We start from the raw sequence: 25,175 nt of genomic DNA on the forward strand, positions 1-25,175 counted from the left end.
ATTATGAGGAAACGAACAGGATTTGGCTGGATGGAGCTGATACTTGGAATTATACTCACTATACTTGGCATCTTTACGATGATCCGTCCTGAAAGTATGTTGAACAGTATTGTCATCTGTTACGGAATCGTGGCAGCAGTCAGCGGTATAGCAGATATTATATTCTATGTAAAGATGGAGCGGCATATGGGAGTTGTACCGACAGTATCCCTGACCTCCGGCATCTTAAGTACCCTGCTTGGTATGATGCTGATCCTCTGTCCGGGAGCCGCACAACGGTTAGTGATCTGGCTCTTTGCACTCTGGATCATTATGCACAGTATATCCAGACTGTCCCATATCAGCACTGTACGGTATTTTGCAGGTAACAGCTTTGGACTTGTATCCCTGTTGTTGAATATCATCGGTATCGTGATCGGAGTTATGCTTCTGATAGAACCGATTATGGCAGTTGTCGCATTCGGTTATCTGATCGGACTGTATCTGATCGTGCTTGGAATTGATAGTATTGCATCAGCACTCAGCAAAATGGGATCAGACTGGTAGGCGTAAATAATCCGAATCATAAAAAAATACATTTCCAGTAGAATCTCGTCGAGAAATGATGTATGATTGTACTAATTGTTTGTTAAGGACGAAAGCAATCTCAAGGAGGAACTACAGTTGAATTTCTTAGAAGAAAGAATTGTAAAAGACGGAATTGTAAAAGAAGGAAATGTATTAAAGGTTGACAGCTTTTTGAATCACCAGATGGACATCCGGTTATTTGACCAGATCGGTGAAGAATTTAAGAAGCGTTTTGAAGGAACGCCGATCAATAAGATCCTCACGATTGAGGCATCCGGAATCGGGATCGCATGTGTGGCAGCGCGACAGTTTGATGTGCCTGTTATCTTTGCGAAGAAATCAAAAAGCATCAATATAGAAGGTGAAGTATATGTGGCAGAGGTAGAATCCTTTACCCACAAATGTAAGAATCAGGTTATCGTGTCAAAGAAATTCTTGAATCCGGATGACAATGTTCTGATCATTGATGACTTCCTCGCAAATGGCTGTGCGCTTCAGGGATTGATATCTATCGTGACATCAGCCGGTGCAAATGTTGCGGGAATCGGTATCGTAATCGAAAAAGGCTTCCAGACCGGCGGACAGATCATCCGGAATCTGGGATATCATCTGGAATCCCTTGCAATTGTAGACGAGATGGATGCAGCGACAGGAAATATCATTTTCCGGGAGCAGTAATTAAAGGAGTTTTTTATGGCAGAACAGAATGAGAAAGATTCTGTGCAGACAACCTCCGGCAGTGGAGAGCACAGAGAGAAAGATTTATCCATTATGGATTACAGTAAGACCTATGGCGGAATCTCCAAACGGTTTTCAAATGTAGCAAATGAGAAGATGGAGACACCGAAACCTGTCGCAATCGGAAGAGTTCTGATCGGACTTATGGCGATGCTTCTGATATGGGCAAACTTCCAGCCGTTCGTTCAGGCGACTGTGGATGGAACAACAGAATCCGTCAATTTCCTGAGTGGAGACGGAATCCTTGTTATATTTTTTGCATTGATCACAAGTATTATAATGGTATTTAAAAATGCAAGAAAATGGACGTTACTTACAGCGATCCTGACTCTGGCTGTGATCATGATCGATCTGGTCAATACACTGGTACAGATCAAGAATAATGCCAATGGCGATATAGTCTATAGTCTTGGCTATGGAACCGTCTTCCTGCTGATCGGCGCGATCGTTATGGTAGCCGGCGCAGCAATGATTCTGGTGACAGACTTGAAGAATAAGAAGAAATAATTAAAAGTGTAAAATAAAAGAACAGCAGTATCATTATGTGGCAAGGAGATGTCTTGTGAAATAATGGATACTGCTATTTTTTTATCCAATGGCTTTTCAGCTTTAAAATTAACAGCCTAAACCAAGGTACTTGCAGATCATATTCCAAAGATCTGAACAGTTATAATTAATACACATAATAAAATCCTCCTGTTGTAATTTATAAATGTATCGATCGAGTACAATGGGATTGTAACAATTCTGTAACATTTTCACAATATGAAACAATTACCAGTTTGATTTAGCTGCATGGATCCTTTCAGGAAGCCTTTTTCGTATGTAAAAAAACAAAAATTTCCACTTGAAAAATCGAACGTAAGTTCTTATAATAAACATATGTTCGAAATACAAGCGAATAAAACTATACAGGAAAAATTACATATACTGGCGGATGCGGCGAAGTATGATGTGGCATGTACATCCAGCGGTGTGGATCGAAAAGGAAAGGAAGGAATGCTCGGAAATGCACGATCCTGCGGAATCTGTCACAGCTTTGCATCAGACGGGCGCTGTATCTCTCTGCTCAAGATTCTGATGACGAATCATTGTATTTATGACTGTAAGTATTGCGTGAACCGAGTATCGAATGATGTCAAGCGTGCCACTTTTACGCCGGAGGAGATCTGTGAACTGACGATCGAATTTTATAAAAGGAATTATATAGAAGGGCTGTTCTTAAGCTCCGGTGTGATCCGTGATCCGGCATACACGATGGAGCAGATCTGTATAACTTTACAGCTCCTTCGTACAAAATACAGGTTCAACGGATATATTCATGTAAAGACGATTCCGGGTGCGCCGGATGAACTGCTTGCGGCTGCCGGATTTCTGGCCGACCGCATCAGTGTGAATCTGGAGCTGCCGACTGCGGAGAGCCTGAAGAAGCTTGCTCCGAATAAGAGCTTCCAGACGATCATGACTCCGATGGGGAAGGTGCGTGATACGATCGCAGAGACAAGAACCCTGATAGGGAAAGATGCAAGAATGGAACGCAGTCTGGGGAATCGTTACCTGCCGGGAAGTATATTCGGGAAAGAACAGTTACGGCTGACCGGAGCACAGAGTAATGGAGGCGGCTCTCTTTGGAAGAAAGCTGCTTCCTTTGCTCCGGCAACTCAGGATACATGGAAGCCACGGGCATTTGCACCGGCAGGTCAGAGTACACAGATGATCATTGGGGCATCCGATGAGAGCGACTATACGCTGGTTCAGACGACACAGAAGTTATACCAGAACTATGATCTGAAACGTGTCTTTTATTCCGCCTATATTCCGGTAAATGAGGACTCGGCACTTCCGTCTCTTGTGACTCCGGTTCCGCTTCTGAGAGAACACCGACTGTATCAGGCAGACTGGCTGCTGCGGTTTTACGGATTTCAGGCAGATGAATTGTTGTCGGAGGAGCGACCGAATTTTAATGTCCGGATGGATCCGAAATGCGACTGGGCGATCCGGCATCTGGAACAGTTCCCGATCGAAGTGCAGACAGCTTCTTATGATACGCTGCTCCGGGTGCCGGGGATAGGACCGAAATCAGCAGGCAGGATCGTAAAGGCGAGACGGTACGGACATCTGGAATTTGACCATCTGAAGAAGATGGGCGTGGTGTTGAAACGGGCGCATTATTTTATTACCTGTGGAGGACGGATGATGTATAAGATACCGATCGAAGAGCAGTATATTACCAGACAACTGATAGGCGAGCATGCAAAAGAAAACTGGCAGGTAGAGCATAAGGAAGAAGAATATAAGCAGTTATCCTTTTTTGATGCTCAGGGAGTATTTGGAGTTCCGAATTGATTTGTGAATAAATGTAAAATCCTATTTAAGAATAGACGATTGTATGAAGAAATATTGTCAGGATAGATTTTATAGATAGATGAGGATATAGATGGGAGAATGTAAATATGAGGATATTTACCTGTAAACATCAATTAGAAGATATGATGACCTGCATCTATGATGCATGGGTCTATGCACTCCGGGTCGGACATGATAGGGTGCGGTTACGGACAGAGCCGATCGTGCAGGCAACTTTATTTGACGAGTATGTCCATGTGGATGCCGATGCAGAAAAGACGGAAAAGGTTCTGCGTTCCGTTCGAAATAAGATCGGGATGCAGGCATATATCGATGTGTATTATGCCTGTCTGATGGAAGATGATGTACTGGACGATATCTACCGGTTTTTGCGGATCGGATTTCAGGCAGGACCAAGGGTGATCGGGATGCTTGCAGAGCCTCCGGTCAGCCGGATGCTGGAGATTCGGCGGGCAGTTGGAAATGAAATTCATCATTTTCGGGAATTTGCCAGATTCAATTCGATTGATAATAAGGTGTATGTCTGTCATCTGGAACCGAAGCATGATGTGATCTATCAGGTGGCAGAGCATTTTGCAGACCGGATGCCGGACGAATATTTTATGATCCTTGATGATAACCGGAAGTATGCGGTGATCCATCCGGGAAAACATTACTCAGGACAGCAGGCAGATAGAGAAAGAGAGATTTCAGAACAGAACCGATATATGAAGGAAAAGGCTCAGAAGATGTATTTGCGGGAGTTGTCCGATGAGGAAATAAAGACGCTCCGACGGACGGAATTATTGAAGGATGAATATACCGAACTCTGGAAGACCTTCTTTCATACGATCGGGATTGAACAGCGGAAGAATCCAACCTGCCAGCGGAATCTGATGCCGATATGGAAGCGGAAGCATGCGGTAGAATTCATGCAGTAAACAAAAAAGAATAAAATTTACTAACTTTTAGTAAAAATTTAGCAAAAACTATTGATTAGTTTTTATTCTCGTGTATAATGATGATAGTGGTTATCGTAACAGAGAATCCGGTACCGATAAATGTTGTGATAACCGAAGGTTAAGAATTTATTTTACAGGAGGATTATGATATGAAGATTTTAGTAACAGGTGGTGCTGGTTATATTGGAAGTCATACCTGCGTTGAATTATTAGAAGCAGGATATGATGTAGTAGTTGTTGACAATCTGTATAATGCGAGTCCGAAAGTAATTGGAAGAATAAAAGAGATAACAGGAAAAGATGTAACATTTTATGAGAAGGATATCCGTGATCTGGATGCAATGAATGAAATCTTTGCAAAAGAAAAGCCGGATACAGTAATTCATTTTGCAGGCTTAAAGGCAGTTGGTGAATCTGTTCGTAAGCCACTCGAATATTATGAGAATAACATTGCGGGTACATTAACACTTTGCAAGGCAATGCGCGAGAATGGATGCAAGAACATTATTTTTTCATCATCTGCAACCGTATATGGCAATCCTGCATTTATTCCGATCACAGAGGAATGTCCAAAGGGTGTCTGCACAAATCCTTACGGCTGGACCAAGCATATGCTTGAGCAGATCCTGACAGATATCCACACAGCAGATCCGGAATGGAATGTAATCCTGCTTCGTTACTTCAATCCAATCGGAGCACATAAGAGTGGACTGATCGGAGAAGATCCAAAGGGTATTCCAAACAACCTGCTTCCTTATGTAGCACAGGTAGCGGTAGGAAAGCTTCCTTGTCTTGGTGTATTCGGCGATGACTATGATACACCGGACGGAACAGGTGTCAGAGATTACATTCATGTTGTAGATCTTGCCAAGGGTCATGTAAAAGCGATCAATAAGATCAAAGAGAATCCGGGTGTAAAGATTTACAATCTGGGTACAGGAAAAGGATACAGCGTTTTAGATGTTGTTAAGGCATTTGAGAAGGCGTGCGGTAAGAAAATCCCTTATGAGATCAAGCCTCGTCGTGCAGGTGATATCGCAACCTGTTATTCTGATGCAACTCTTGCTAAGAAAGAACTTGGCTGGGAAGCAGAATACGGAATCGATGAGATGTGCGCAGATTCATGGAGATGGCAGAGCATGAATCCGGATGGCTATGGTGCATAATGAAAATATTCAGTAAATAAGTAACAGACAGGCAATTGTAAACGTGCCGGAATACAGGGCATAGAGAAGATACAATTGCCTGTTTGTTTAAGATAGAAAGGGGTTCGTTTATATGGCAGAATATACAGCTTCAAAGACCAGATATACAGAGACAGAAGGAACGGATTTTTACCGCCATTGCGGTAAAAGTGGTCTGATGCTTCCTCCGATCGCACTTGGTTTATGGCATAATTTCGGTAGTGTAGATAATTATGAGAATATGAAACAGATGTGCTTTACCGCATTTGATCACGGAATCACACATTTCGATCTGGCAAATAATTACGGTCCGGTATATGGTAGCGCAGAGGAAAATTTCGGCAGAATCCTCCGGGAAGAAATGAGTGCTTACAGAGACGAGATGGTGATCAGTACAAAAGCAGGATTTGATATGTGGGAAGGTCCTTATGGCAACTGGGGCAGCCGCAAATACCTGATTGCGAGTCTGGATCAGAGCTTAAAGAGAATGGGACTTCCATATGTAGATATCTTCTATCACCATCGCATGGACCCGAACACACCGTTAGAAGAAACGATGGAAGCGCTTGCACAGATCGTAAGAAGCGGTAAGGCTTTATATGTAGGTCTGTCGAATTATGACGGTCCGACGATGGCAAAGGCAGAACGGATTCTGGATGAACTGCATTGTCCGTTTATCATCAACCAGAATCGTTACAGTATTCTGGATCGGACAGTTGAGAAGAACGGACTGCTGAAGCAGACATATGCATCCGGAAGAGGACTGATCTGCTTTTCTCCACTGGCACAGGGTATGTTAACTGATAAATATCTGCAGAATATTCCAAAGGATAGCCGGGTGGCAAGAGATGGACGGTTCCTTCATGAGGATCAGGTCGTATCGATGCGTCCGCTTCTGACAGAGTTAAATGATATTGCAGCAGGCTATAATATGAGCTTGTCAGAGCTTGCGATTGCATGGCTGCTGAACAAACCGGAGGTTACAACCGTTTTGATCGGTGCATCGAAGCCGGAACAGATACTCAGTAATCTGAAGGCTGCTGAGAAGCAGAGAACAACCGAGATGGAAGAAGAGGAACTGGCACTGATCGAAAAGGCGGTCAACCTTTATCACGCATAGAGGATAAGTGTTATTTGACTTCACTTCAAAAAAGAATATAATATAAAAGACAGTTCTGAAAAGCATTTTCTGACAGAGAATGCTTTTGAAAGTAGGAATGGATCATATTATATGTTATTTTGAAAGAGGAAGACGGTATTGCAGGCACATCAGACAGATTTCTCAAGTGGAAATGTATATAGAAATATTATAGAAGTAGCTGTACCAATGATTCTGGCACAGCTACTTAATCTTTTATATAACGTGGTTGACAGGATCTACATCGGACGGATCCCGGAAGTCGGTACAACTGCACTGACAGGGGTAGGTCTGTGCTTTCCGATCATTTCACTGATCACAGCCTTTACCTATCTGTATGGAAATGGAGGTGCACCGCTTTGTTCCATGGAACGTGGCAAGGGTAATGATAAGGAAGCGGAGCATCTGATGGGAAATGCTTTTACTTTATTGATCGGAACAGGAATTGTATTGACGATTATCGGGCTGATCTTTTATAAGCCGATTCTTTATCTGTTTGGCGCAAGTGATGATACATTCCCATATGCAGGCTCCTATATTCGGATCTATCTGCTGGGAACGGTATTTGTCATGGTATCGGTAGGAATGAATCCGTTTATTAACAGTCAGGGCTTTGGAAATACAGGGATGATATCGGTTCTGATCGGAGCAGTTTTAAATATAATACTGGATCCTATATTTATCTTTGTTTTAAATCTGGGAGTAAGAGGAGCGGCTATTGCGACGATCATTTCTCAGTTTTGCTCGACAGTATGGGTTCTTGTATTCCTGACCGGAAAACGGGCAGTGCTTCATTTGAAATGGAGCTGTATGTGGCTGCGGTGGAAGCGGGTTTTGCGGATCATCAGTCTGGGAGTGTCCAGCTTTATCATGGCATTTACAAACAGTCTGGTACAGGTTGTATGTAATGCGACACTTCAGATCTATGGCGGGGATATCTATGTGGGCGTTATGACCGTGTTGAATTCCGTGCGGGATATCTGTACACTTCCGGTTATGGGTATTACAAATGGTGCATCTCCGGTCATGAGCTTTAATTATGGAGAAGGGGCATATGAGAAGGTACGGAAAGCCATCCGTTTCCTGACTATATTATGCGTAACCTATACTTTTGCGGCATGGGGCACTCTCAGATTGTTCCCGGAGCCGTTTATCCGTATATTTAATCATTCACCGGAACTGATCGCAAAAGGGGTTCCGGCATTACATATATATTTCTTCGGATTTTGTTTTATGGCATTGCAGTTTACCGGACAGAGTGTGTTCCTTGCGCTTGGAAAGGCGAAAAAGGCTACCTTCTTTTCTCTGCTTCGAAAGGCGTTTATCGTAGTGCCGCTTACCATTCTGCTTCCGAAAATCGGAAATCTTGGAGTGGATGGTGTATTCTGGGCAGAGCCAATCTCGAATCTGATCGGCGGATGTGCCAGCTTCTTTACAATGTGTGCCACGGTGTTGCCTGAATTAAAGCATGAAAAAGCTCGATAAAAAATATAAACGACCGGATAGGATTATTAATTAATTTATTCAATCTCCCGTAGTGCCTTTCTGAATTGGAAGAAGAACAGGATGGCGGTGAAGGTTACGGCGATCAGGTCTGCGATCGGTTCTGCCATGTAGACAGCCATTGTCTTATCTGCGGTGTAGATATGTGGCATAATGAAGATCAGTGGGATCAGCAGGACGAATTTACGCATGATCGCAACGATGATGGATGCCGGAGCGTTACCGAGGGCATTGAATGTCATTTGGCAGGAGATCTGGACTCCAAATAAGAACATAACCGCGAGGTAGTATCTAAGTGCAACTTTAGTAAACTCGATCAGAGCAGTATCCGGGGTAAAGATGGATGCAAAAACCTGAGGGAAACACATAATGCAAAGCCATAATAAAACAGAATATGTCAGGCTGACCTTCAGCAGAAGTTTGAATGCATCCTTTACTCTGGATGCATTTTTTGCACCATAGTTATAACTGATGATCGGCTGAGCACCCTGGCCAAGTCCCTGAAGTGGGAGCATGGCGAACTGCATGACGCTGGTAAGGATCGTCATAGCACCGACGGCCATATCTCCGCCATATTTCAGAAGGGAGGAGTTGAAGCACACGGATATGATACTTTCACTTCCCTGCATGATAAAGACGGCAGAACCGAGTGCCAGACATGGCAGGATATAGGAGGCCTGCAAACCGAGGTTTTTCACACGGATGCGGAGAGTTGTCCGCTTGCCGAAGAGGAAGCTTAAGACCCAGATGCAGGAACAACCCTGAGAAATGATTGTTGCAAGGGCCGCGCCTTTTACCCCCATATGAAGCGCAAAGATAAAGATCGGGTCTAAGATAATATTCGCGATCGCACCGATCAGTACGGACAACATACCTTCTTTGGCGAAGCCCTGTGCAGTGATAAATGCATTCATACCCAGAGTGAGCTGTACAAAGATTGTGCCGATTGCGTAGATATTCATATATGAGGTTGCATAGTTAATGGTATTCTTACTTGCACCGAATGCCAGAAGCAGGTCGCGATTCCAGATCAGAAGAACAGCAGTCAGTATAACGGATAAGATGATCTGCATGGTAAAACAGTTACCGAGGATTTTCTCGGCATCGTCTTTTTTATTTTTGCCCATATAGATGGTAGCCCGTGGAGCACCGCCATTTCCGACCAGAGCCGCGAAAGCGGAGATGATCATGATAAGGGGCATACAGACACCGACACCGGTAAGTGCCAGTGAACCGTTTTGTGGAATATGACCGATGTAAATACGATCAACGATGTTATACAGCATATTGATCATCTGTGCGGCGACTGTAGGAAGTGCGAGCTTTGCCAGTAATTTACCGATCGGTTCTTTTGCCAGAAATTCCCGGTCGGATGAGCCTGAGTTGTGTGCAATCCGATTCGGTTGATTGTCCCTGATGTTTTTCGATATGGATTCTCCGCCGGTTGGTGGTGAAGCTTTTGATGTGTTGTTTGGAGAATCGGTCATGCTGTAGGCTTGTCTTTGTTTCTTCATGTATATTCCTCGTTCCTTTGATTGATGTTTTATATTGTATAAAAGTTAATTGCAATATGAGCCTGCCTGAATATAGTATTGTACTAACAGCCCGGTATTCAAGCAGTAGTATTGTGACCATATTATTTTAAATGTGATAATACGTTGTCATACAAACGCTTGTTATAGGATGCAAAATTCTTCTTTTCGTCATCTGAAAAACCTTCAAAGATGCAGGAGATCAGTTCGTCCTGCTTTTTCTCAATCGCATGTACAACAGGAATTGATCGATCGGAGAGCTTCAGATGAATGATCCGTTTATCGTCAATATCCGGATGTCTGGTCAGATACCCTTTGTCTGCGAGAGAATCAATGGCTGTGGATACATTTCCGCGCTGTAGCATACGAAACTCTACGATATCTCTGGCAGTATCATGTGCCGGATTATTGTGTAAAAAAGTAATGATGATAACTTCAATCCGTGAAAGCTTATAGTCTGTCCGGATGCTTTCGAGATATTTTTCCTGAAGCTTCATCAGGCTTTTTGTCATATCAAAAATATTGGATGGTGATTGTAGGATCATATATATTCCTCATTTCCTTATTAAGTTCTTTTTAGAACTATTATAGCTTTAAAATAAAAAGAGTCAACCTGTTTATACAATTTTTATAGAAAGAGAAAAACACAGTCTGGGTGTTATCTGAAACAGAAAACTAGAGATAAAAATATTATTGACAGGAAAGAAATAATAGATATACTAAAATTTATAGTGTTTTTTGGAGAATTCAGATAACAGAATATATGAAAAAATATGTTTGACCAGAGGATAAATATGCCACAGATGAACGAGAAAAACTGGATGATCATAGTAGCAGTAGTTATTGTGCTTATAGGATCACTGATCTACAATATCATTTCAGCAAGAAATCTGAAGAAAAAAAGACAACAGTTTGTAGAAAGTATCCAATCTTCATATACGCATATGAAGAGTATAGAAGACACCAGCAAAAAGATATATGAGATTTCAAACGAGATCAATGAAATGATCCGGGAGCAGAAAGACACCGAAGAGTACATAGAAAAAAAGAAGAAGGAGATTGAGGAGATCAGGCAGATGATTGTGACAAATGACACAATCCTTGACTGTGCGGTCTCAGATAAGCGGGATCTTGCAAGGAAGAAGCAGATTGCATTTACTTATAATATTCCAACCGGGTTACCGGAGATTCGTATGGAGGATGTCGATAAGATTCGTCTGTTTGCCAATCTGTTAGACAATGCGATCGAAGCAGCCGAGTGTGTGCCGGTGCAGGATGCAAATGGGGAAAATAAAAGATTCATACATGTATCGATATTGAATCGTGGGAGTAACTTCTTTATCACTGTTAAAAATTCCAAAAGAACGGAGATCGCCGTTATGGAGAATCAGTTCCATACAACGAAGTCGGATGCAGAAAACCACGGCAGAGGTGTTCGTATTATCAGGCAGATTGTTGCCAGGTACGATGGAGCGGTCGAGTTCACGGACAAGGGTGATGCCTTTGAAGTAGCGATCATGTTGTAAAAGGCATACAGAACAGCCATGGTTTGTGTGTTTGTAATTTACAACATAGCGTGTTCGGAGATATATTTGAGGTAGTCGGCTTTGAATGGTTTGGCATAGCGTCTGCCAACAGGCAGTTTGATGCTGCCGGTCAGCTCGGTTTCCTGTGAGGATAAATTTTTTACATATCCAAGATTGACCATAAAAGAACTATGGCATTGCGAGAAATAGGACGGCAGTCGTTCGCTTACAGCCTGAAGGGATTCGTACACTTTATAGGCTTTCCCATCGTCAGTATAAATAATAATTTCGCGGCTGAGCCGTTCAATATGAGTGATCGTTCCGCATGAAAGGGTGTACCGTTTTCGGTTGGAGATAACGTCCAGAAAGCGTGCTTTTCGTTCAATTACAAGCTGAATCGCTTTATCCAGTGCCTTAGGCAGATATTGTTGTATGGAATCCTTTGTAACATAATATATGTGACGGACTTCGTAAGATTCAGATATATAGTCGGTATGGCTGGTGAGAAAGATAACTGCACACTGTGGGCAGCATTGATTAAGCTCGGAAGCAAAATCGATACCGTTGAAGTCCCCCATTTCGATATCTAAGATTGCAATATCATAATTAATCGTATCGGTCTCAAGCAATTTTTTTAATTTCTCTGGCTCGTAGGAGTCGATTCTGAAAGTGAAGGATTCAGAAGCATCCAAACAGGAATGTGCAAAATTGGTTGTTTCTTTTAATTGTAGATCTGAATCATCACATATTAGAAGTTTGAGTTTCATATATGGTATCCCCCCTGTAATTGGTAATTTCAATGTAGAAAACATTTTGCTTAACTGGTAATATTATAATAAAAAGGTTGCCATAAAACAAGAAAAATATCAAAATATATATACGCATATTGATGATGGTATAAAGAAAGCGAGAAGATAAAAATGAACATATGGACATTCCTGCAGGTGCTCGGAGCAGCCCTGATCACGGCATTACAATTTAATATTTATCTGGGTGCTTATATGGGAATGAATCGTGGAAGAAGAGACCGGATCTATCTGGGCTTGAATATTTTAAATATGTTTTTCCTCCGCGTTTTAATAAATACAAGTATACAGCTTGATGCACCTGCATGGCTTCGTGCCATCATTTATATTTTTGGATTTGCGATGATGCTTGGAGGTGTCGTATTATACCGTAAAGAGTGCATGGTTATAAATTTGGTATCATTTATGGTGGGTATTATGACATTTGATCTTGTTACGGTGACGATGTCAGCAGTGATCGAGGAACTGTTTGGATATGCATATAATGATACACCGGTATTATACAGTGCAAAAGCATTGCTTGTCTGGCTTGGAGTAGAAGCCTTGCGTGAGGGCATAGGAACGATCATTGAAGTCTGGTTTATGCGGACATTTATGCCATACAGGAAGTTCCGGAGACAATCATTTGTCAGAAGCATGGTGTGGATTCTGGCTGTTGGAACCGGATATATGATGTTGGTTGTATATTTTGTGACTATGGTAAAAGAGGTTAATCTGATGTCACAGTTTATAGGACTTGGAATCTGGGCATCTGCTTTTATAGCTACTTATCATCTGTATACGATCGTATATAATAGCTATCAAAGAAAAATGATACGTTTTCTGGAAGCAAAGATGAAGCAGCAGAAAGAGGATTATGAGAAGCTTCTGGCGGATTATAACAGGCTGCGGGATATCAAGCATGATCTGTATAATTATGTGCATATACTTGATCTGGCAGGAGATGTCCGGAAGGAACAGGAGCAGATCAGACAGTTACAGGAAGATCTGAAACCGGTAAAACAGAAGGAGTATATAAAATACACAGATCTTTCAATCCTGAATCTGGTATTAAATAATGTTACATCTGCCTGTGAGGGTGCAGGTATTCATCCGGAAGTTGCAGCAGAAGAAATTCAGATTGATACAAATGTAGAACTGGACATGGGATATCTGATCGAGCGGATGGTACATAATGTTATTTTGTTGAATGAAGATCAGGGAGAGAATAAACAGGATTCCGTATCAGAGTCACTGCCCCGGACACTCCGGATTCAGATCGCACCATCGGAATCCTCAGATGGAAATATTCAGGTTGTGCTTAAGGGTATCGGACTTCGTATGAAGGGCATTGAGATGAATTCAGACAACAGAAAGGAGATACGGAATAATAAGCAGATCATCCAGTTTATTATGGAGCGGCATGAGGGATTCCAGTGGAATAACAGGAAAGAAGCTCATCTGTATCTGACTGCATAAGCAGAGAACCGTATTCGGAATTTGTAGAAATATGTCGATTACGACGGAAACATTGCAGATTACGACAGGTTTATTGTATCTGATAAATGTTTTGATATAATAACTTCATAGATATATCGAAAACCGATATATTATTGAGTGGGAAAGTTCATAATATATGCATTTATGTCAGAGAGGACATATATTTTTCAGCCCAATCAGCTCTCCTTGCTGCAAGATTGTGGAAACTCAGAATGAGTGCAGTAGATTATGGTTGCAAAATATGAAAAGCATACATTGGAACGGATGAAGGAAGATCTGATAGTTGTACCGAGAAACGCAGGTATCAGGTCTTCTTTTTTTAGCCTTTTACCATGTCTTAACCATAAAACGTGCTACAATATATGTTGTGACAGTTTAGAATATGAATATATAATAATGATTGTCAGAATTGATTGAAATGGATACGATTGTTATAACAGATTACAAAAAGATACAGTGGAGAAAGCGATGAACAGATTCCTGAATTTTACGAAGAATTTTTTAATTACAGCGGCGATATTGGTATGTGGATTTTTGTTGTCCCTGTTTATGCAGAAGGAGTGGGGAAATCAGACTTTGATACCCTCTATTTTTCTGTTGGATGTATTTCTGGTATCCGTTATCACAGATGGTTTCTTATATGGTGCGGTCGCATCTGTCATCAGCATTCTGGCGGTAAATTATGCATTTACATTTCCGTATTTTAAGATTAATTTTACGATCCCGGAAAATATGATCTCTGCCGTTATCATGATAGCTATTGCAGTTATTACCTGCGGATTTACAAATAAGTTGAAGAGTCAGGAACAGTTAAAGGCAGAGAGTGAGCAGGAGAAGATGCGGGCAAACCTGCTCCGATCCGTATCCCATGATTTTCGGACACCGCTTACAACGATTTATGGTGCAAGCTCTGCAATGTTGGATGATAAGAATGAATTTACGGAGGAGCAGAAAAAAAGCATGCTTCGTGGAATCAAACAGGATGCACAATGGCTGTCGCGAATGGTTGAGAACATGTTATCGATTACCAGACTGGATGGAAAAAATGTTAAGATCATTAAGATTCCGATCGCGCTGGATGAGCTGTTAGATTCTGTCCTGGTTAAGTTCAATAAACGGTATGAAGGTCAGAATGTTGAGATTGACATTCCGGATGAACTGATCATGATTCCGATGGATGCGATCTTAGTCGAGCAGTTGATCCTGAATCTGTTAGAAAATGCAGTTCAGCATGCAGAGGGAATGAGTAAGCTTGGGCTTCGTGTATATACGAGTGGGCATTTTGCAGTATTTGAGATCTGGGACAACGGATGTGGTATTCCGGTTGACAAGGTAAAGGATATATTTGCAGGGAAGCTGGTTTATGGTGAATCAGGACTTGACAGTAGTAAGAAAAATGCAGGGATCGGGTTGGCGGTATGCACCACGATCGTAAAAGCCCATGGTGGTGAGATCTCTGCGGAGAATCTGCAGGATGGCGGTGCTGTTGTGCGGTTTACATTGGATATGGAGGAAACTGAGAATGATTAATAACAGATATAAGATATTGATAATTGAAGACGAAGAACATATTAATAATCTGATCAGTGCGCTGATGGAAGCAAATGGATATCAGGCTGTTTCTGCATATTCCTGTCGGGGGGGACAGATGATGTTTGCATCTCATCGCCCTGATCTGGTCATTCTGGATCTGGGATTACCGGATCGGGATGGAATGACATTTTTAAAGGAAGTGCGGCAATCATCATTTACACCGATCATCGTTTTATCGGCACGTTCTGATGAGAGGGATAAAGTAGAGGCACTCAATGAGGGTGCAAATGATTATGTAACCAAGCCATTCAGTTCAAATGAACTGGTAGCAAGGGTACGTTCAGCACTCCGTATCGCTACGCATCGGGCAGAGGATGGATTACGGCCGGGAGGAAGATTCGAGGTTGGAGAGCTGGTTATCAATTATGATGCAAGACTGGTTACGATCGCCGGAAATGAAGTGAAGCTGACACAGACAGAATATAATATTGTAGCGTTGTTATCCGAGCATGCAGGTAAGATGCTGACCTACAGTTTTATCATCAATGAGATCTGGGGATATAATGATTCGGGAAGCCGGAAGAAGCTGCAGGTAAATATGGCGAATATCCGAAAGAAGTTCGGTGCAGTTCCCGGTAAGGAGAATTACATAACGAATGAATTAGGGGTCGGATACCGGATGTGTGATTCATAGAATAGAGCTTCAAAACGCTACAGCACTCAGTCACGGGGATGGCTCCTGTTATAAATAACGTGCTGCGATTTCTGTTCTCTGGACATTGCCTTATTCGTAAATACTTCTGTGCTAACTCGCTTTCAGCTCAGACAAGCACTCGTATTTACTGGCAATGTGCAGTTCACAACGAAATCTCGCAATGTTATTTTATAACAGGAGCCATCCCCGTGACTGAGTGCTGTAGCGTTTTTTGTATAATTAGATAACTGACTATAAGAGAAAGATTTTATGTTTTTTTAATATAAAAAGCAGGAAAGGTTGTTGACACAACCTTTTTTTTGGAATAAAATGTAGCGTGCTACACATCGAGAGATGCATGGTATGTATAAGATATGATAGCTATATAACATTCGATGTAAGAGCGTTTTCGGGATATTATACATAGCTGTAAATAAAAGGAGAAAACAGTAATGAATCAGGAAAAAGACATGGATACAGACCGAAAGCTGTCGTGTGGTCCGGAGAAGGATATTGGTTATTATATCAAGCGGATCAATGATAAGTTGAAGGCCGGATTTGACGCATATTTGCGTGACGTGGATCTGACCAGTTCACAGGCACGAGTACTTGAATATGTTTATTGGAATGGTGGAATGGTGACACAGAAGGAGATCGAGGTATTTCTGGATGTGGCGCATCCGACAGTTGTCGGCATCGTGAATCGTCTGGAAAAGAAAGGTTATCTGAACTGTTATCTGGATGAGAATAATAAACGGAATAAGATGGTATGCAGCACCTGTGAAGCTGAAAAACTGCTCCATAAAATGTATGAAGGCAGGAGAGCGTCGGAACAGAGACTGCTTCATTCTTTTTCAGAGGATGAGGCGGCGCAGGTGAAAAAGCTGCTTGAAAAATTATATGATAATGTCAGATAAAGAAAGAAGGAGGACGTATGATTAAAAAATTATTAAAAAGTCTGCGGGAATATAAGAAGCCGACATTGTTTACGATATTCTGTGCAGCAATGGAAGTAGTATTTGAGATTTTAATTCCGCTTTGTATGTCTGATCTGTTAGATTTTGGTATCGAAGGTGGAAAGATGAATATTGTTGTAAAGGATGGAATATGGCTGATTGTGCTTGCAGTCTTACAGCTTTTAACAGGTGTGCTTGCAGCCATTCTCGGGGCGAAAGCATCAGCAGGATTTTCCGCAAATCTGCGGCAGGACATCTATGATAATGTCCAGACATTTTCATTTTCTAACATAGACAAGTTTTCTACTTCATCTATCGTAACAAGACTGACCACAGACGTAACGAATATTCAGAACGCATATCAGATGATCATTCGTATCGCAGTCAGAGGACCGATCATGCTGATCTTTTCTGTGATCGTTTCCTTTACGATCAATGCAAAGCTGGCATGGATATTCCTGATCGTTATTCCGTTTATGGGATTCGGTCTGATATTTATAGCAGCCAAGGTTCACCCGATCTTCGAACGGGTATTCCACAAATATGATGGATTAAACAATATCGTTCAGGAAAATGTAAAGGGAATGCGGGTTGTCAAATCCTTTAATTCACAGGAAGCCGAGATCGGCAAATTCAAGCATGCATCAGGCGACATCTATAAGGATTTTGTAAAGGCAGAGAGGATTCTGGCATTTAACTCACCTTTAATGCAGTTCTTCATGTATGGATGTATGATTGCGATTTCATGGATCGGAGCAAAAGCCATCGTAGCAAGTGGAAATAATGAAGCACTTGGACTTACGACCGGTAAGCTGACTGCACTTATCACATATGCGATGCAGATATTGACGTCACTTATGATGTTATCAATGGTATTTGTCATGATTATGATATCCAGATCTTCAATGGAACGTATCGTTGAGGTGCTTGGAGAGACCACTACGATACAGAATCCGGAGAATCCGGTTCAGACAGTTGCAGATGGTTCGCTCGTGTATGATCATGTAGATTTCTCTTACAGTAAGCGTGCGGATAAGAAAGTTATTGACGGAGCAGATCTTAAGATCCGATCCGGTGAGACCGTTGGCATTATCGGTGGAACCGGTTCGTCAAAGTCTTCATTTGTCCAGTTGATCCCTCGCCTGTATGATGTGACAGGTGGAACACTTATGGTTGGTGGCATAGATGTCCGCAAATATGATCTGCAGGTGCTTCGGGATGCGGTTGCAATGGTTCTTCAGAAGAATGAACTGTTTTCAGGAACAATAAAAGAGAACCTCCGCTGGGGAAATGAACAGGCGACGGATGAAGAAGTAAAAGAAGCCTGTCGCCTTGCCTGTGCGGATGAATTCATTGAGGCGATGCCGGATGGATATGATACCTACATTGAGCAGGGAGGAACAAATGTCTCCGGTGGACAGAAGCAGCGTCTTTGTATTGCGCGAGCACTCCTTAAGAAACCGAAGATATTGATCCTCGATGATTCGACCAGTGCGGTTGATACGAAGACTGATGCGATAATCCAGAAAGCATTTGCCGAATATCTGCCGGATACGACCAAGATTATCATAGCGCAGAGAATTTCTTCTGTCCGGCATGCGGATAAGATCGTGGTGTTGGATGATGGTAAGATCATGGATGTAGGTACACATGAAGAATTGATCGTAAAGAGTCCGATCTACAGAGAAGTATATGAATCACAGCAGAAGGGAGGCGGCCAGGATGAGTAAACAGAAGAACCAGATGAACGCACCCGACAGAGAGCAGGGCAGCAGGATTAATAAAGATACAGCCAAACGGCTGCTGTCCTATATCGGAGCATATAAGAAGACGCTGGTTGTTGTATTTATCTGTATTATCTTAAGTGCACTTGCAAGTGTAGCGTCAGCAATGTTTATCGAGATACTGATCGATGATTATATCACCCCGATCCTTGCAATGGATCATCCGGTCTATACCGGGCTGATCAAGGCACTTTGCATGGTCGGCGTTATTTACCTGATCGGTGTATTTTCTACATGGTTTTATAACTACCTGATGGTAGGAATCGCACAGGGAACTCTGAAAACCATACGAGATGAGATGTTCGAGAAGATGCAGAGCCTGCCAATCCGTTATTTTGATACGCATACACACGGAGATATCATGAGCTGCTATACCAACGATACCGATACGCTCCGCCAGATGATCGCACAGTCCCTTTCACAGATGATCTCATCGATCTGTACGGTTGTTGCGGTATTCTGCTGTATGTTATATCAGAGCATTTATCTGACGCTGATCGTTGTCGTGATGCTGTTCTTTATCATGAAGCTGGTGAAGGTCATCGGTGGCAAGAGTGGATTTTATTTTATAAAACAGCAGCAGACACTTGGTGCATTAGATGGTTATATCGAGGAAATGGTCAATGGCCAGAAGGTTGTTAAGGTATTCTGCCACGAAGAGAAAGCCAGAGAAGATTTCCAGAAAAAGAATCAGGAATGGCAGCAGGCAGCAGCCAGTGCAAATGGTTATGCAAGCGGAATGATGCCGATGATGAATGCACTTGGTTATGTGCAGTATGTAGTTGTTGCGGTTGTTGGCGCATGGCTTGCGATCTCCGGTGCAACGAATCTGACGCTGGTCGGAACGAATACAGCCACTCTTGGTATGATCGCATCCTTCCTTACGTTGTCGAAGAACTTTACCAATCCGATCTCACAGCTTTCGAATCAGTTTAATGCGATCGTAACGGCGCTTGCAGGCGCGGAGCGTATCTTTAAGCTGATCGATGAAGAACCGGAAGTGGATAATGGTTATGTAACACTTGCAAATATCAAAGAGGAAAATGGTGAGCTGATGGAAGTGAAAGAACGAACCGGAATCTGGGCATGGAAGCATCCACATGAGGATGGCAGTCTTACTTACCAGAAATTAGAGGGCGATATCGTTCTGGATCATGTGGATTTCAGTTACAATTCGGACAAACAGATTCTGCGTGATGTGACGCTCTATGCGAAACCGGGTCAGAAGATCGCATTTGTAGGTGCGACCGGAGCAGGAAAAACGACGATCACCAATCTGATCAATCGTTTCTATGATATAGACGATGGTAAGATCCGGTATGACGGAATCAACATTAATAAGATCCGCAAGAAGGATCTGCGGGCATCCCTCGGTATCGTATTGCAGGAGGTCAATCTGTTTACCGGAACGGTTATGGAGAACCTGAAATATGGAAATCCAAATGCCACGGATGAGGAATGTATTGCAGCCGCCAAGCTTGCAAATGCGCATAACTTCATTATGATGCTGCCAAATGGATATGACACGGTGCTTGCCGGAGATGGAAGCGGATTGTCACAGGGACAGCGTCAGTTGATCTCAATCGCAAGAGCAGCCGTATCCAATCCGCCGGTTATGATACTGGATGAAGCAACCTCCTCGATTGATACGAGGACGGAGGCAATGGTTCAGCAGGGAATGGATCGGCTGATGGAAGGCAGAACCGTATTTGTCATTGCACATCGTTTGTCTACAGTTAAGAATTCGGATGTTATCATGGTACTGGATCATGGTGCGATCATTGAACGTGGTACACATGAGGATCTGATCGCAAAGAAAGGAACCTATTACCAGCTTTATACCGGAGCATTTGAATTAGAATAACCATAGGGATTCAACAGTGCGAGATCATAATCATTATTCCGCAAGGCGCTTTCGCTCTATCTCCATGTAACGGTACTAAGTTCACTGCTTTTGGCAGTTCACTAAGGACCGACATGTCGATAGGCTTGCTGCATAATATTATGATCTCGTACTGTTGAATCCAGGTATTCCGTAGGGTGAGATCATAATATTGTAATCTTGCGCTACGGAATTTCTATGTTGTAACATGCTTGAATTGGCTATAAGAGAAAGTTATAACAACTTCTAAATTTTATGTATTGTATTTTAGTTGGAATTTATTATATAATTCATACATTCCAAATAGGAATAGTAAAATAATAATGTAAAGAAACAAAAAATGTATTAAGGTTGAACATTTCGGATTACCAAGACAGAGGCATTTGAGTCCGCCGGTTCTTAGGTGGCGCTGTAAGCGGCAGCTTAGTACCGTTGCAGGACGAAACGAGCGGAAGCGTCCTCTGGATTAGTAATGCCGAAAGTGTTCAAACATGATGATATTACGTTACTGCATTAGTAAAATATAAGAAGGAGGAAATGCCATGCGACAGGTATTATGCTTTGGTGATTCAAACACATATGGTTATGTGCCGGGAACGGCAGAACGCTATGACTGGGATACCAGATGGACCGGAATCGTAGGAACCGGACTGATGGAAAAGGGATATATTGTACAGGAGGAAGGGCTGTGTGGCAGAACTACAGTATTTGACGATCCGCTTCGTCCGGGCAGACGTGGCAGTGAACTCCTTCCGATCATATTAGAAACCCATAAGCCGGAGAATCTGATCATTTTAATGCTTGGAACAAATGATTGTAAGACATTTTATGGTGCAACGGCAGGCAGTATCGGCTTAGGTATCCGTAAACTTGTGCGACAGATCCGGGATGGTGCACCATCAGCGAAGATCCTTCTGATGTCACCGATCGCACTGGGCGAGAAGGTCTGGGATGGATTTGATCCGGAATTTGGAAAGAATTCTGTACAGGTGTCCAAAGAGCTGCCGGAGATTTACCGGCAGATCGCAGAGGAAGAAGGACTTTATTATCTGGCGGCTTCTGATTATGCCGTACCATCGGAACGGGATCAGGAGCACATGGATGAAGAAGGACACAAGGCGCTGGCAGAAGCGGTACTGGAAAAGATTTCAGAGATATTGTAATGTGAGTTAGGAGCACAGAGAAAAATTATGGCTGGGGAGACTGTAGACAGAAAAGAAGTATTAAAACAGGCATTTGTGAAGGCTTTGCCGATCACCGGAAGTTATCTCTTTGTCAGTATGGCATATGGACTTACGATGCAGAAAGCAGGACTTTCCTGGTTCTGGTCGTTGTTTACCAGCCTGACGGTATATACTGGCGCATTTCAGTTTGTGCTGGTAACATTCTTAAGTAGCGGTGCATCGATCCTCACGATCGCACTGACTGCATTGTTCATGAATAGCAGACAGTTCTTTTACGGACTGACATTTGTTGAAGATTTCAAGAAAATGGGTAAGCGTTATCCATATATGGTTCATACAATGACGGATGAGACATATGCCGTCAACTGTTCCATGCTGTCTTCTGAGGTGATAAGAGATCGCAACGCAGAGAAGGCAAATGACCGAAGACGCAGATTGGATATTATGTTTTATGTGGCATTATTCAGTCGTATATCCTGGATGGTGGGCGCTGTGCTTGGCGGCATACTCGGTCAGATCCTTCCGGTGAAATTAGAGGGGATCGATTTCTGTATGACAGCGTTATTTATTACGATCGCGATCGATCAATGGAGAAGTGTGAAAGTGCATTTGCCGGCACTTGCCGGGTTTATCGGAGGTGTGCTGTTGCTTCTGTTAATAGGAAAAGATTATTTCCTTCTTCCAACTTTGATTCTGGTATCAGGTCTGTTGCTGATCTGTGAAAGAAAGGTGGAAGCCCATGAATGATCGATATGTACTGATCTGCATCCTTGTGTCTGCAGCGGCGACTTTGTTTATGCGGGCGCTCCCATTTACCATTCTTGGAAAGAGAAAACAAATCCCCGAAAAAATCCGGTATCTCGGACGAATCCTTCCGGCAGCCATCATGGCTGTGCTGATCGTATACTGCCTGAAGGAAGTACCGACCGAATTCTTAAGCGGCGGCTATAAGAAGTTGATCGCAGCCGCAGTTTGTGTCGCCCTTCATGTGTGGAAAAAGAATACATTTGTCAGCATCATAGGCAGTACGATTGTGTATATGTTATTATGAGCAATGACACCGAAAAAAAGGGCTGTCGCACCAATCACTTAGTGCGGCAGCCCTTTTTTATAGTATCCGTTGTAACGAAATTACTTTATTTTATATGATCACATTGTTGGAAAATAATTATGCTAAAGAACCGTGCGTTAGTGTTCTAACGTAGCAAGTTTAGCCTGTAATGCAGCAATTTCAGCATCCTTCTCAGATATTGTGGCATCTTTTTCTTCCAACGCTTTCTTCATCTGTTCGATCATAAAATTAACAGTATTTTCATCCATCTTTTTTAATGCTTTTGAAAACATACTAATAACCTCCTCAGGGCGATACAGATATTCAGATATATCCTGGCATATAGATTCCATCCATGGATAGTTGGATATCAGTGTGGCAAGGTTGTCTGTAGAGTCAGCGGTTAGCAGAGACAACCATGCATTTAGATCGTTGATATCTTTAGCATACTTGCTATTTTTAAATACGTCAAGGTTAACGACATAGTATTCCTGTAAAAGACTCAGATTTACACCAGTATTAAAAATGGTTCTTCCATGATGCAGATAGATATTTGCAAAACGGTCTTTCAGACATTCGTTTGGACTCTTTTCATACATAACAATTGTATAAACAGTTCTCATATCCTTATATGTGAAATCTTTCCCAAGGTTGCTTTTTACGCGTGTATATTGGCGAAGTAGTAGATCTGCGGAATAGCATGACATTCGCTCACCGGGAAATGTGTATGGATTTTTTTGAAAAATGGATCATAGGTTAGTGGCAGACTTTTTTTGCCTTCCATAAATTCCATAAAACGTTTTTTCCAGTCATCAGGCCAGTTCTTATATGTCCAATAAAGTTTTGGGTATTGTTTTAATTCTGCAAGGCATTCATCTTCCGTTCGTTGTGGAAAAAGCTGATAAATATTGAACGTTGAATGTTTGGTATTTGAGTTCTGTGAAGTGGTGTTTGTGTCCTTATTATGCATAAAAATTCCTCTTAATTTCCGGTACCTGATTTGTCGACAAAATTACCATATCAGAAATAAAAGAGAAAAGTTCATAAATGTAATAAATGGTACTGTTTGATGTAAATTTTGGTAAGTGGATGATTATAAAGACTATAAAAGAATAAATTAAAAATCCCTTCTGGTTAGATAAAACGTAAACCAGAAGGGGTGATTAAAGGACTCAATTTGTTATAGCTTATAGAGCTTTGACCTGTCAATTCTAGGACGGTTAGGATTTGGTTAAGAAATATAAATATAATATTGACAATCAAGAGAAATGAAATAATAAGTGCCTAAATTTTCCACATGTGGAAAATTGTTAGATAAAGCTAACAGATAGGAATATAGAAAGAAGTATGACATGTAGATATTTTGGTCGGAAAATCAAAAAAATTAATTTTCTCCTTATAATTTAAATCAAATCAACAGTAGAATATATATGGAATCTCTAGAGATTTAAAAATAATTAAGAAAAGGAAGAAAGCAAATGAAAACAAAATACGAAGAATTTTATTTTGAAAATGACAGAAATTACCCCGCAGATACCTATTGGAACTTATATGATGAAAATAAGAATGCGGCGATGAGAACATATGATGGGCACATATTTTGTCCATTATGTAAATCAGCACCACTGACAGTTGTGCATGGCAACAAATTAAGATATTTTAAGGTTTCTGGATCGAATATGGAAAAGCATACCGCCGATTGTTCGTATCGATATGATAAAGCAACAAAAAAAGAGGTATGTAGTTTTTATAGTGATTTAAATAACGATGACATAAATAATCGCTTAGTGAGCTGTATAAATAAAATGTTAAAAAAGGAAAGAACTAAAATAAACAATAGAAAAAATATTGATTATAAAGGAAATGGAACGAGAAGAAATTTTTGTGACATAACAGGAAAAGAAGGAAAAAATAAATATTTACCACACAAAAATTTTAATTGTGGGAATCTGGAAATTGATTTGGATGAACAGAAAATTTATTACGGTCAATGTTATTTGTATATTGTTAAATATATCCCCAAAAATAAAAATGAAGTGAAAATGTATTATCTGAAGGTGCTTAGTCCGAATAATAAAAAACAAATTTGTGAAATAATTATATCGCCATATGTATATAATTATTTGATAAATGATTTGGCAGATGTTCCGATAGAAAAAAAGGATGCAGCAAAGTATTATCTTTGTTTCGCCGGGATATTGGAAAAGACAAAGTGGTCATATGGAATGAAATTGAGAGATTCAAGATTAATTGTCGTAGAAAAAGCATAGGATTTGATGTGCATATTTGTATAAAAAGCTGGCATGAAAG

Annotated in this window: 24 protein-coding genes; 19 read left to right on the plus strand and 5 right to left on the minus strand. The window is 41.6% G+C overall.

Features of this window, described 5'->3' with window-relative positions:
* The first annotated feature begins 3 nt into the window (after positions 1 to 3).
* From DXB77_RS06515 to DXB77_RS06550, 8 genes are all read left to right on the plus strand, one after another.
* The gene (locus DXB77_RS06515) at positions 4 to 546 is read left to right on the plus strand and encodes a DUF308 domain-containing protein (RefSeq protein WP_117808815.1); all 543 of its coding nucleotides are present in this window, start codon (positions 4 to 6) and stop codon (positions 544 to 546) included.
* A gap of 117 nt (positions 547 to 663) precedes the next feature.
* The gene (locus DXB77_RS06520) at positions 664 to 1,245 is read left to right on the plus strand and encodes a xanthine phosphoribosyltransferase (RefSeq protein ID WP_044945885.1); all 582 of its coding nucleotides are present in this window, start codon (positions 664 to 666) and stop codon (positions 1,243 to 1,245) included.
* 15 nt (positions 1,246 to 1,260) lie between these two features.
* Entirely contained in the window at positions 1,261 to 1,812 is a 552-nt protein-coding gene (locus tag DXB77_RS06525; protein WP_117808816.1) for a hypothetical protein, read from the plus strand.
* Positions 1,813 to 2,187: 375 nt separating this feature from the next.
* Entirely contained in the window at positions 2,188 to 3,651 is a 1,464-nt protein-coding gene (locus DXB77_RS06530) for a putative DNA modification/repair radical SAM protein (protein WP_118662914.1), read from the plus strand.
* 107 nt (positions 3,652 to 3,758) lie between these two features.
* Complete coding sequence (locus DXB77_RS06535; RefSeq protein WP_118662853.1) at positions 3,759 to 4,592, plus strand: TIGR03915 family putative DNA repair protein; 834 nt, start codon at positions 3,759 to 3,761, stop codon at positions 4,590 to 4,592.
* Positions 4,593 to 4,762: 170 nt separating this feature from the next.
* Positions 4,763 to 5,779 carry a UDP-glucose 4-epimerase GalE gene (galE, locus tag DXB77_RS06540; protein ID WP_008402329.1) on the plus strand — a complete coding sequence of 339 codons (1,017 nt, stop codon included), beginning with the start codon at positions 4,763 to 4,765 and terminating at the stop codon, positions 5,777 to 5,779.
* A gap of 112 nt (positions 5,780 to 5,891) precedes the next feature.
* Complete coding sequence (locus tag DXB77_RS06545) at positions 5,892 to 6,917, plus strand: aldo/keto reductase (protein WP_117808818.1); 1,026 nt, start codon at positions 5,892 to 5,894, stop codon at positions 6,915 to 6,917.
* A 138-nt stretch (positions 6,918 to 7,055) separates the two neighbouring features.
* Positions 7,056 to 8,420, plus strand: coding sequence for an MATE family efflux transporter (locus DXB77_RS06550; protein WP_117808819.1), 1,365 nt, complete (start codon positions 7,056 to 7,058; stop codon positions 8,418 to 8,420).
* A gap of 35 nt (positions 8,421 to 8,455) precedes the next feature.
* Here the strand turns inward: DXB77_RS06550 and DXB77_RS06555 are convergent, their stop codons facing one another.
* Together DXB77_RS06555 and DXB77_RS06560 are read right to left on the minus strand one after the other, a co-directional pair.
* A complete protein-coding gene (locus DXB77_RS06555; RefSeq protein WP_226801028.1) occupies positions 8,456 to 9,952 on the minus strand; it encodes an MATE family efflux transporter in 1,497 nt (498 codons plus the stop codon).
* 122 nt (positions 9,953 to 10,074) lie between these two features.
* Positions 10,075 to 10,515: a MarR family transcriptional regulator gene (locus tag DXB77_RS06560; RefSeq protein WP_117808820.1), complete on the minus strand. Its 441-nt coding sequence runs from the start codon at positions 10,513 to 10,515 to the stop codon at positions 10,075 to 10,077.
* 249 nt (positions 10,516 to 10,764) lie between these two features.
* Between DXB77_RS06560 and DXB77_RS06565 the strand changes: the two genes are divergently transcribed.
* Positions 10,765 to 11,496 carry an ATP-binding protein gene (locus DXB77_RS06565; RefSeq protein WP_182439438.1) on the plus strand — a complete coding sequence of 244 codons (732 nt, stop codon included), beginning with the start codon at positions 10,765 to 10,767 and terminating at the stop codon, positions 11,494 to 11,496.
* 38 nt (positions 11,497 to 11,534) lie between these two features.
* Here the strand turns inward: DXB77_RS06565 and DXB77_RS06570 are convergent, their stop codons facing one another.
* The gene (locus tag DXB77_RS06570; RefSeq protein WP_182439439.1) at positions 11,535 to 12,263 is read right to left on the minus strand and encodes a response regulator transcription factor; all 729 of its coding nucleotides are present in this window, start codon (positions 12,261 to 12,263) and stop codon (positions 11,535 to 11,537) included.
* Between the two features lie 153 nt (positions 12,264 to 12,416).
* Here DXB77_RS06570 and DXB77_RS06575 point away from each other — a divergent pair, with 153 nt between their 5' ends.
* From DXB77_RS06575 to DXB77_RS06615, 9 genes are all read left to right on the plus strand, one after another.
* Positions 12,417 to 13,760: a hypothetical protein gene (locus DXB77_RS06575; protein ID WP_118662856.1), complete on the plus strand. Its 1,344-nt coding sequence runs from the start codon at positions 12,417 to 12,419 to the stop codon at positions 13,758 to 13,760.
* Between the two features lie 489 nt (positions 13,761 to 14,249).
* Positions 14,250 to 15,311: a DUF4118 domain-containing protein gene (locus DXB77_RS06580; RefSeq protein WP_118662857.1), complete on the plus strand. Its 1,062-nt coding sequence runs from the start codon at positions 14,250 to 14,252 to the stop codon at positions 15,309 to 15,311.
* On the plus strand, positions 15,304 to 16,008 hold the full coding sequence (locus tag DXB77_RS06585; RefSeq protein ID WP_118662858.1) for a response regulator transcription factor: 705 nt from the start codon (positions 15,304 to 15,306) through the stop codon (positions 16,006 to 16,008). The genes DXB77_RS06580 and DXB77_RS06585 overlap by 8 nt, the downstream gene beginning before the upstream one ends.
* A 452-nt stretch (positions 16,009 to 16,460) precedes the next feature.
* Positions 16,461 to 16,925 carry a MarR family transcriptional regulator gene (locus DXB77_RS06590; RefSeq protein WP_118615974.1) on the plus strand — a complete coding sequence of 155 codons (465 nt, stop codon included), beginning with the start codon at positions 16,461 to 16,463 and terminating at the stop codon, positions 16,923 to 16,925.
* Positions 16,926 to 16,942: 17 nt separating this feature from the next.
* Positions 16,943 to 18,694, plus strand: a complete 1,752-nt coding sequence (locus tag DXB77_RS06595; RefSeq protein WP_117808827.1) for an ABC transporter ATP-binding protein — start codon at positions 16,943 to 16,945, stop codon at positions 18,692 to 18,694.
* A 13-nt stretch (positions 18,695 to 18,707) separates the two neighbouring features.
* The gene (locus DXB77_RS06600; protein ID WP_118615986.1) at positions 18,708 to 20,612 is read left to right on the plus strand and encodes an ABC transporter ATP-binding protein; all 1,905 of its coding nucleotides are present in this window, start codon (positions 18,708 to 18,710) and stop codon (positions 20,610 to 20,612) included.
* Positions 20,613 to 21,172: 560 nt separating this feature from the next.
* Complete coding sequence (locus DXB77_RS06605) at positions 21,173 to 21,793, plus strand: GDSL-type esterase/lipase family protein (protein WP_118662859.1); 621 nt, start codon at positions 21,173 to 21,175, stop codon at positions 21,791 to 21,793.
* Between the two features lie 27 nt (positions 21,794 to 21,820).
* Positions 21,821 to 22,561 carry an AzlC family ABC transporter permease gene (locus tag DXB77_RS06610; RefSeq protein ID WP_118662860.1) on the plus strand — a complete coding sequence of 247 codons (741 nt, stop codon included), beginning with the start codon at positions 21,821 to 21,823 and terminating at the stop codon, positions 22,559 to 22,561.
* Positions 22,554 to 22,865: an AzlD domain-containing protein gene (locus tag DXB77_RS06615; RefSeq protein WP_021943205.1), complete on the plus strand. Its 312-nt coding sequence runs from the start codon at positions 22,554 to 22,556 to the stop codon at positions 22,863 to 22,865. The genes DXB77_RS06610 and DXB77_RS06615 overlap by 8 nt, the downstream gene beginning before the upstream one ends.
* Positions 22,866 to 23,002: 137 nt before the next feature.
* Here DXB77_RS06615 and DXB77_RS13280 read toward each other — a convergent pair whose 3' ends face one another.
* Complete coding sequence (locus DXB77_RS13280; RefSeq protein WP_243100154.1) at positions 23,003 to 23,488, minus strand: hypothetical protein; 486 nt, start codon at positions 23,486 to 23,488, stop codon at positions 23,003 to 23,005.
* A gap of 35 nt (positions 23,489 to 23,523) precedes the next feature.
* Positions 23,524 to 23,835: a hypothetical protein gene (locus DXB77_RS13285; protein WP_243100155.1), complete on the minus strand. Its 312-nt coding sequence runs from the start codon at positions 23,833 to 23,835 to the stop codon at positions 23,524 to 23,526.
* Positions 23,836 to 24,343: 508 nt separating this feature from the next.
* On the opposite strand from DXB77_RS13285, the gene DXB77_RS13005 reads away from it, so the two are divergent.
* Positions 24,344 to 25,135, plus strand: a complete 792-nt coding sequence (locus DXB77_RS13005; protein ID WP_182439440.1) for a hypothetical protein — start codon at positions 24,344 to 24,346, stop codon at positions 25,133 to 25,135.
* The last annotated feature ends 40 nt before the right edge of the window (positions 25,136 to 25,175 follow it).

Origin of the sequence: Clostridium sp. OM05-9 (genome assembly GCF_003481465.1) — a bacterium.
Classification (GTDB): domain Bacteria; phylum Bacillota; class Clostridia; order Lachnospirales; family Lachnospiraceae; genus Coprococcus; species Coprococcus ammoniilyticus.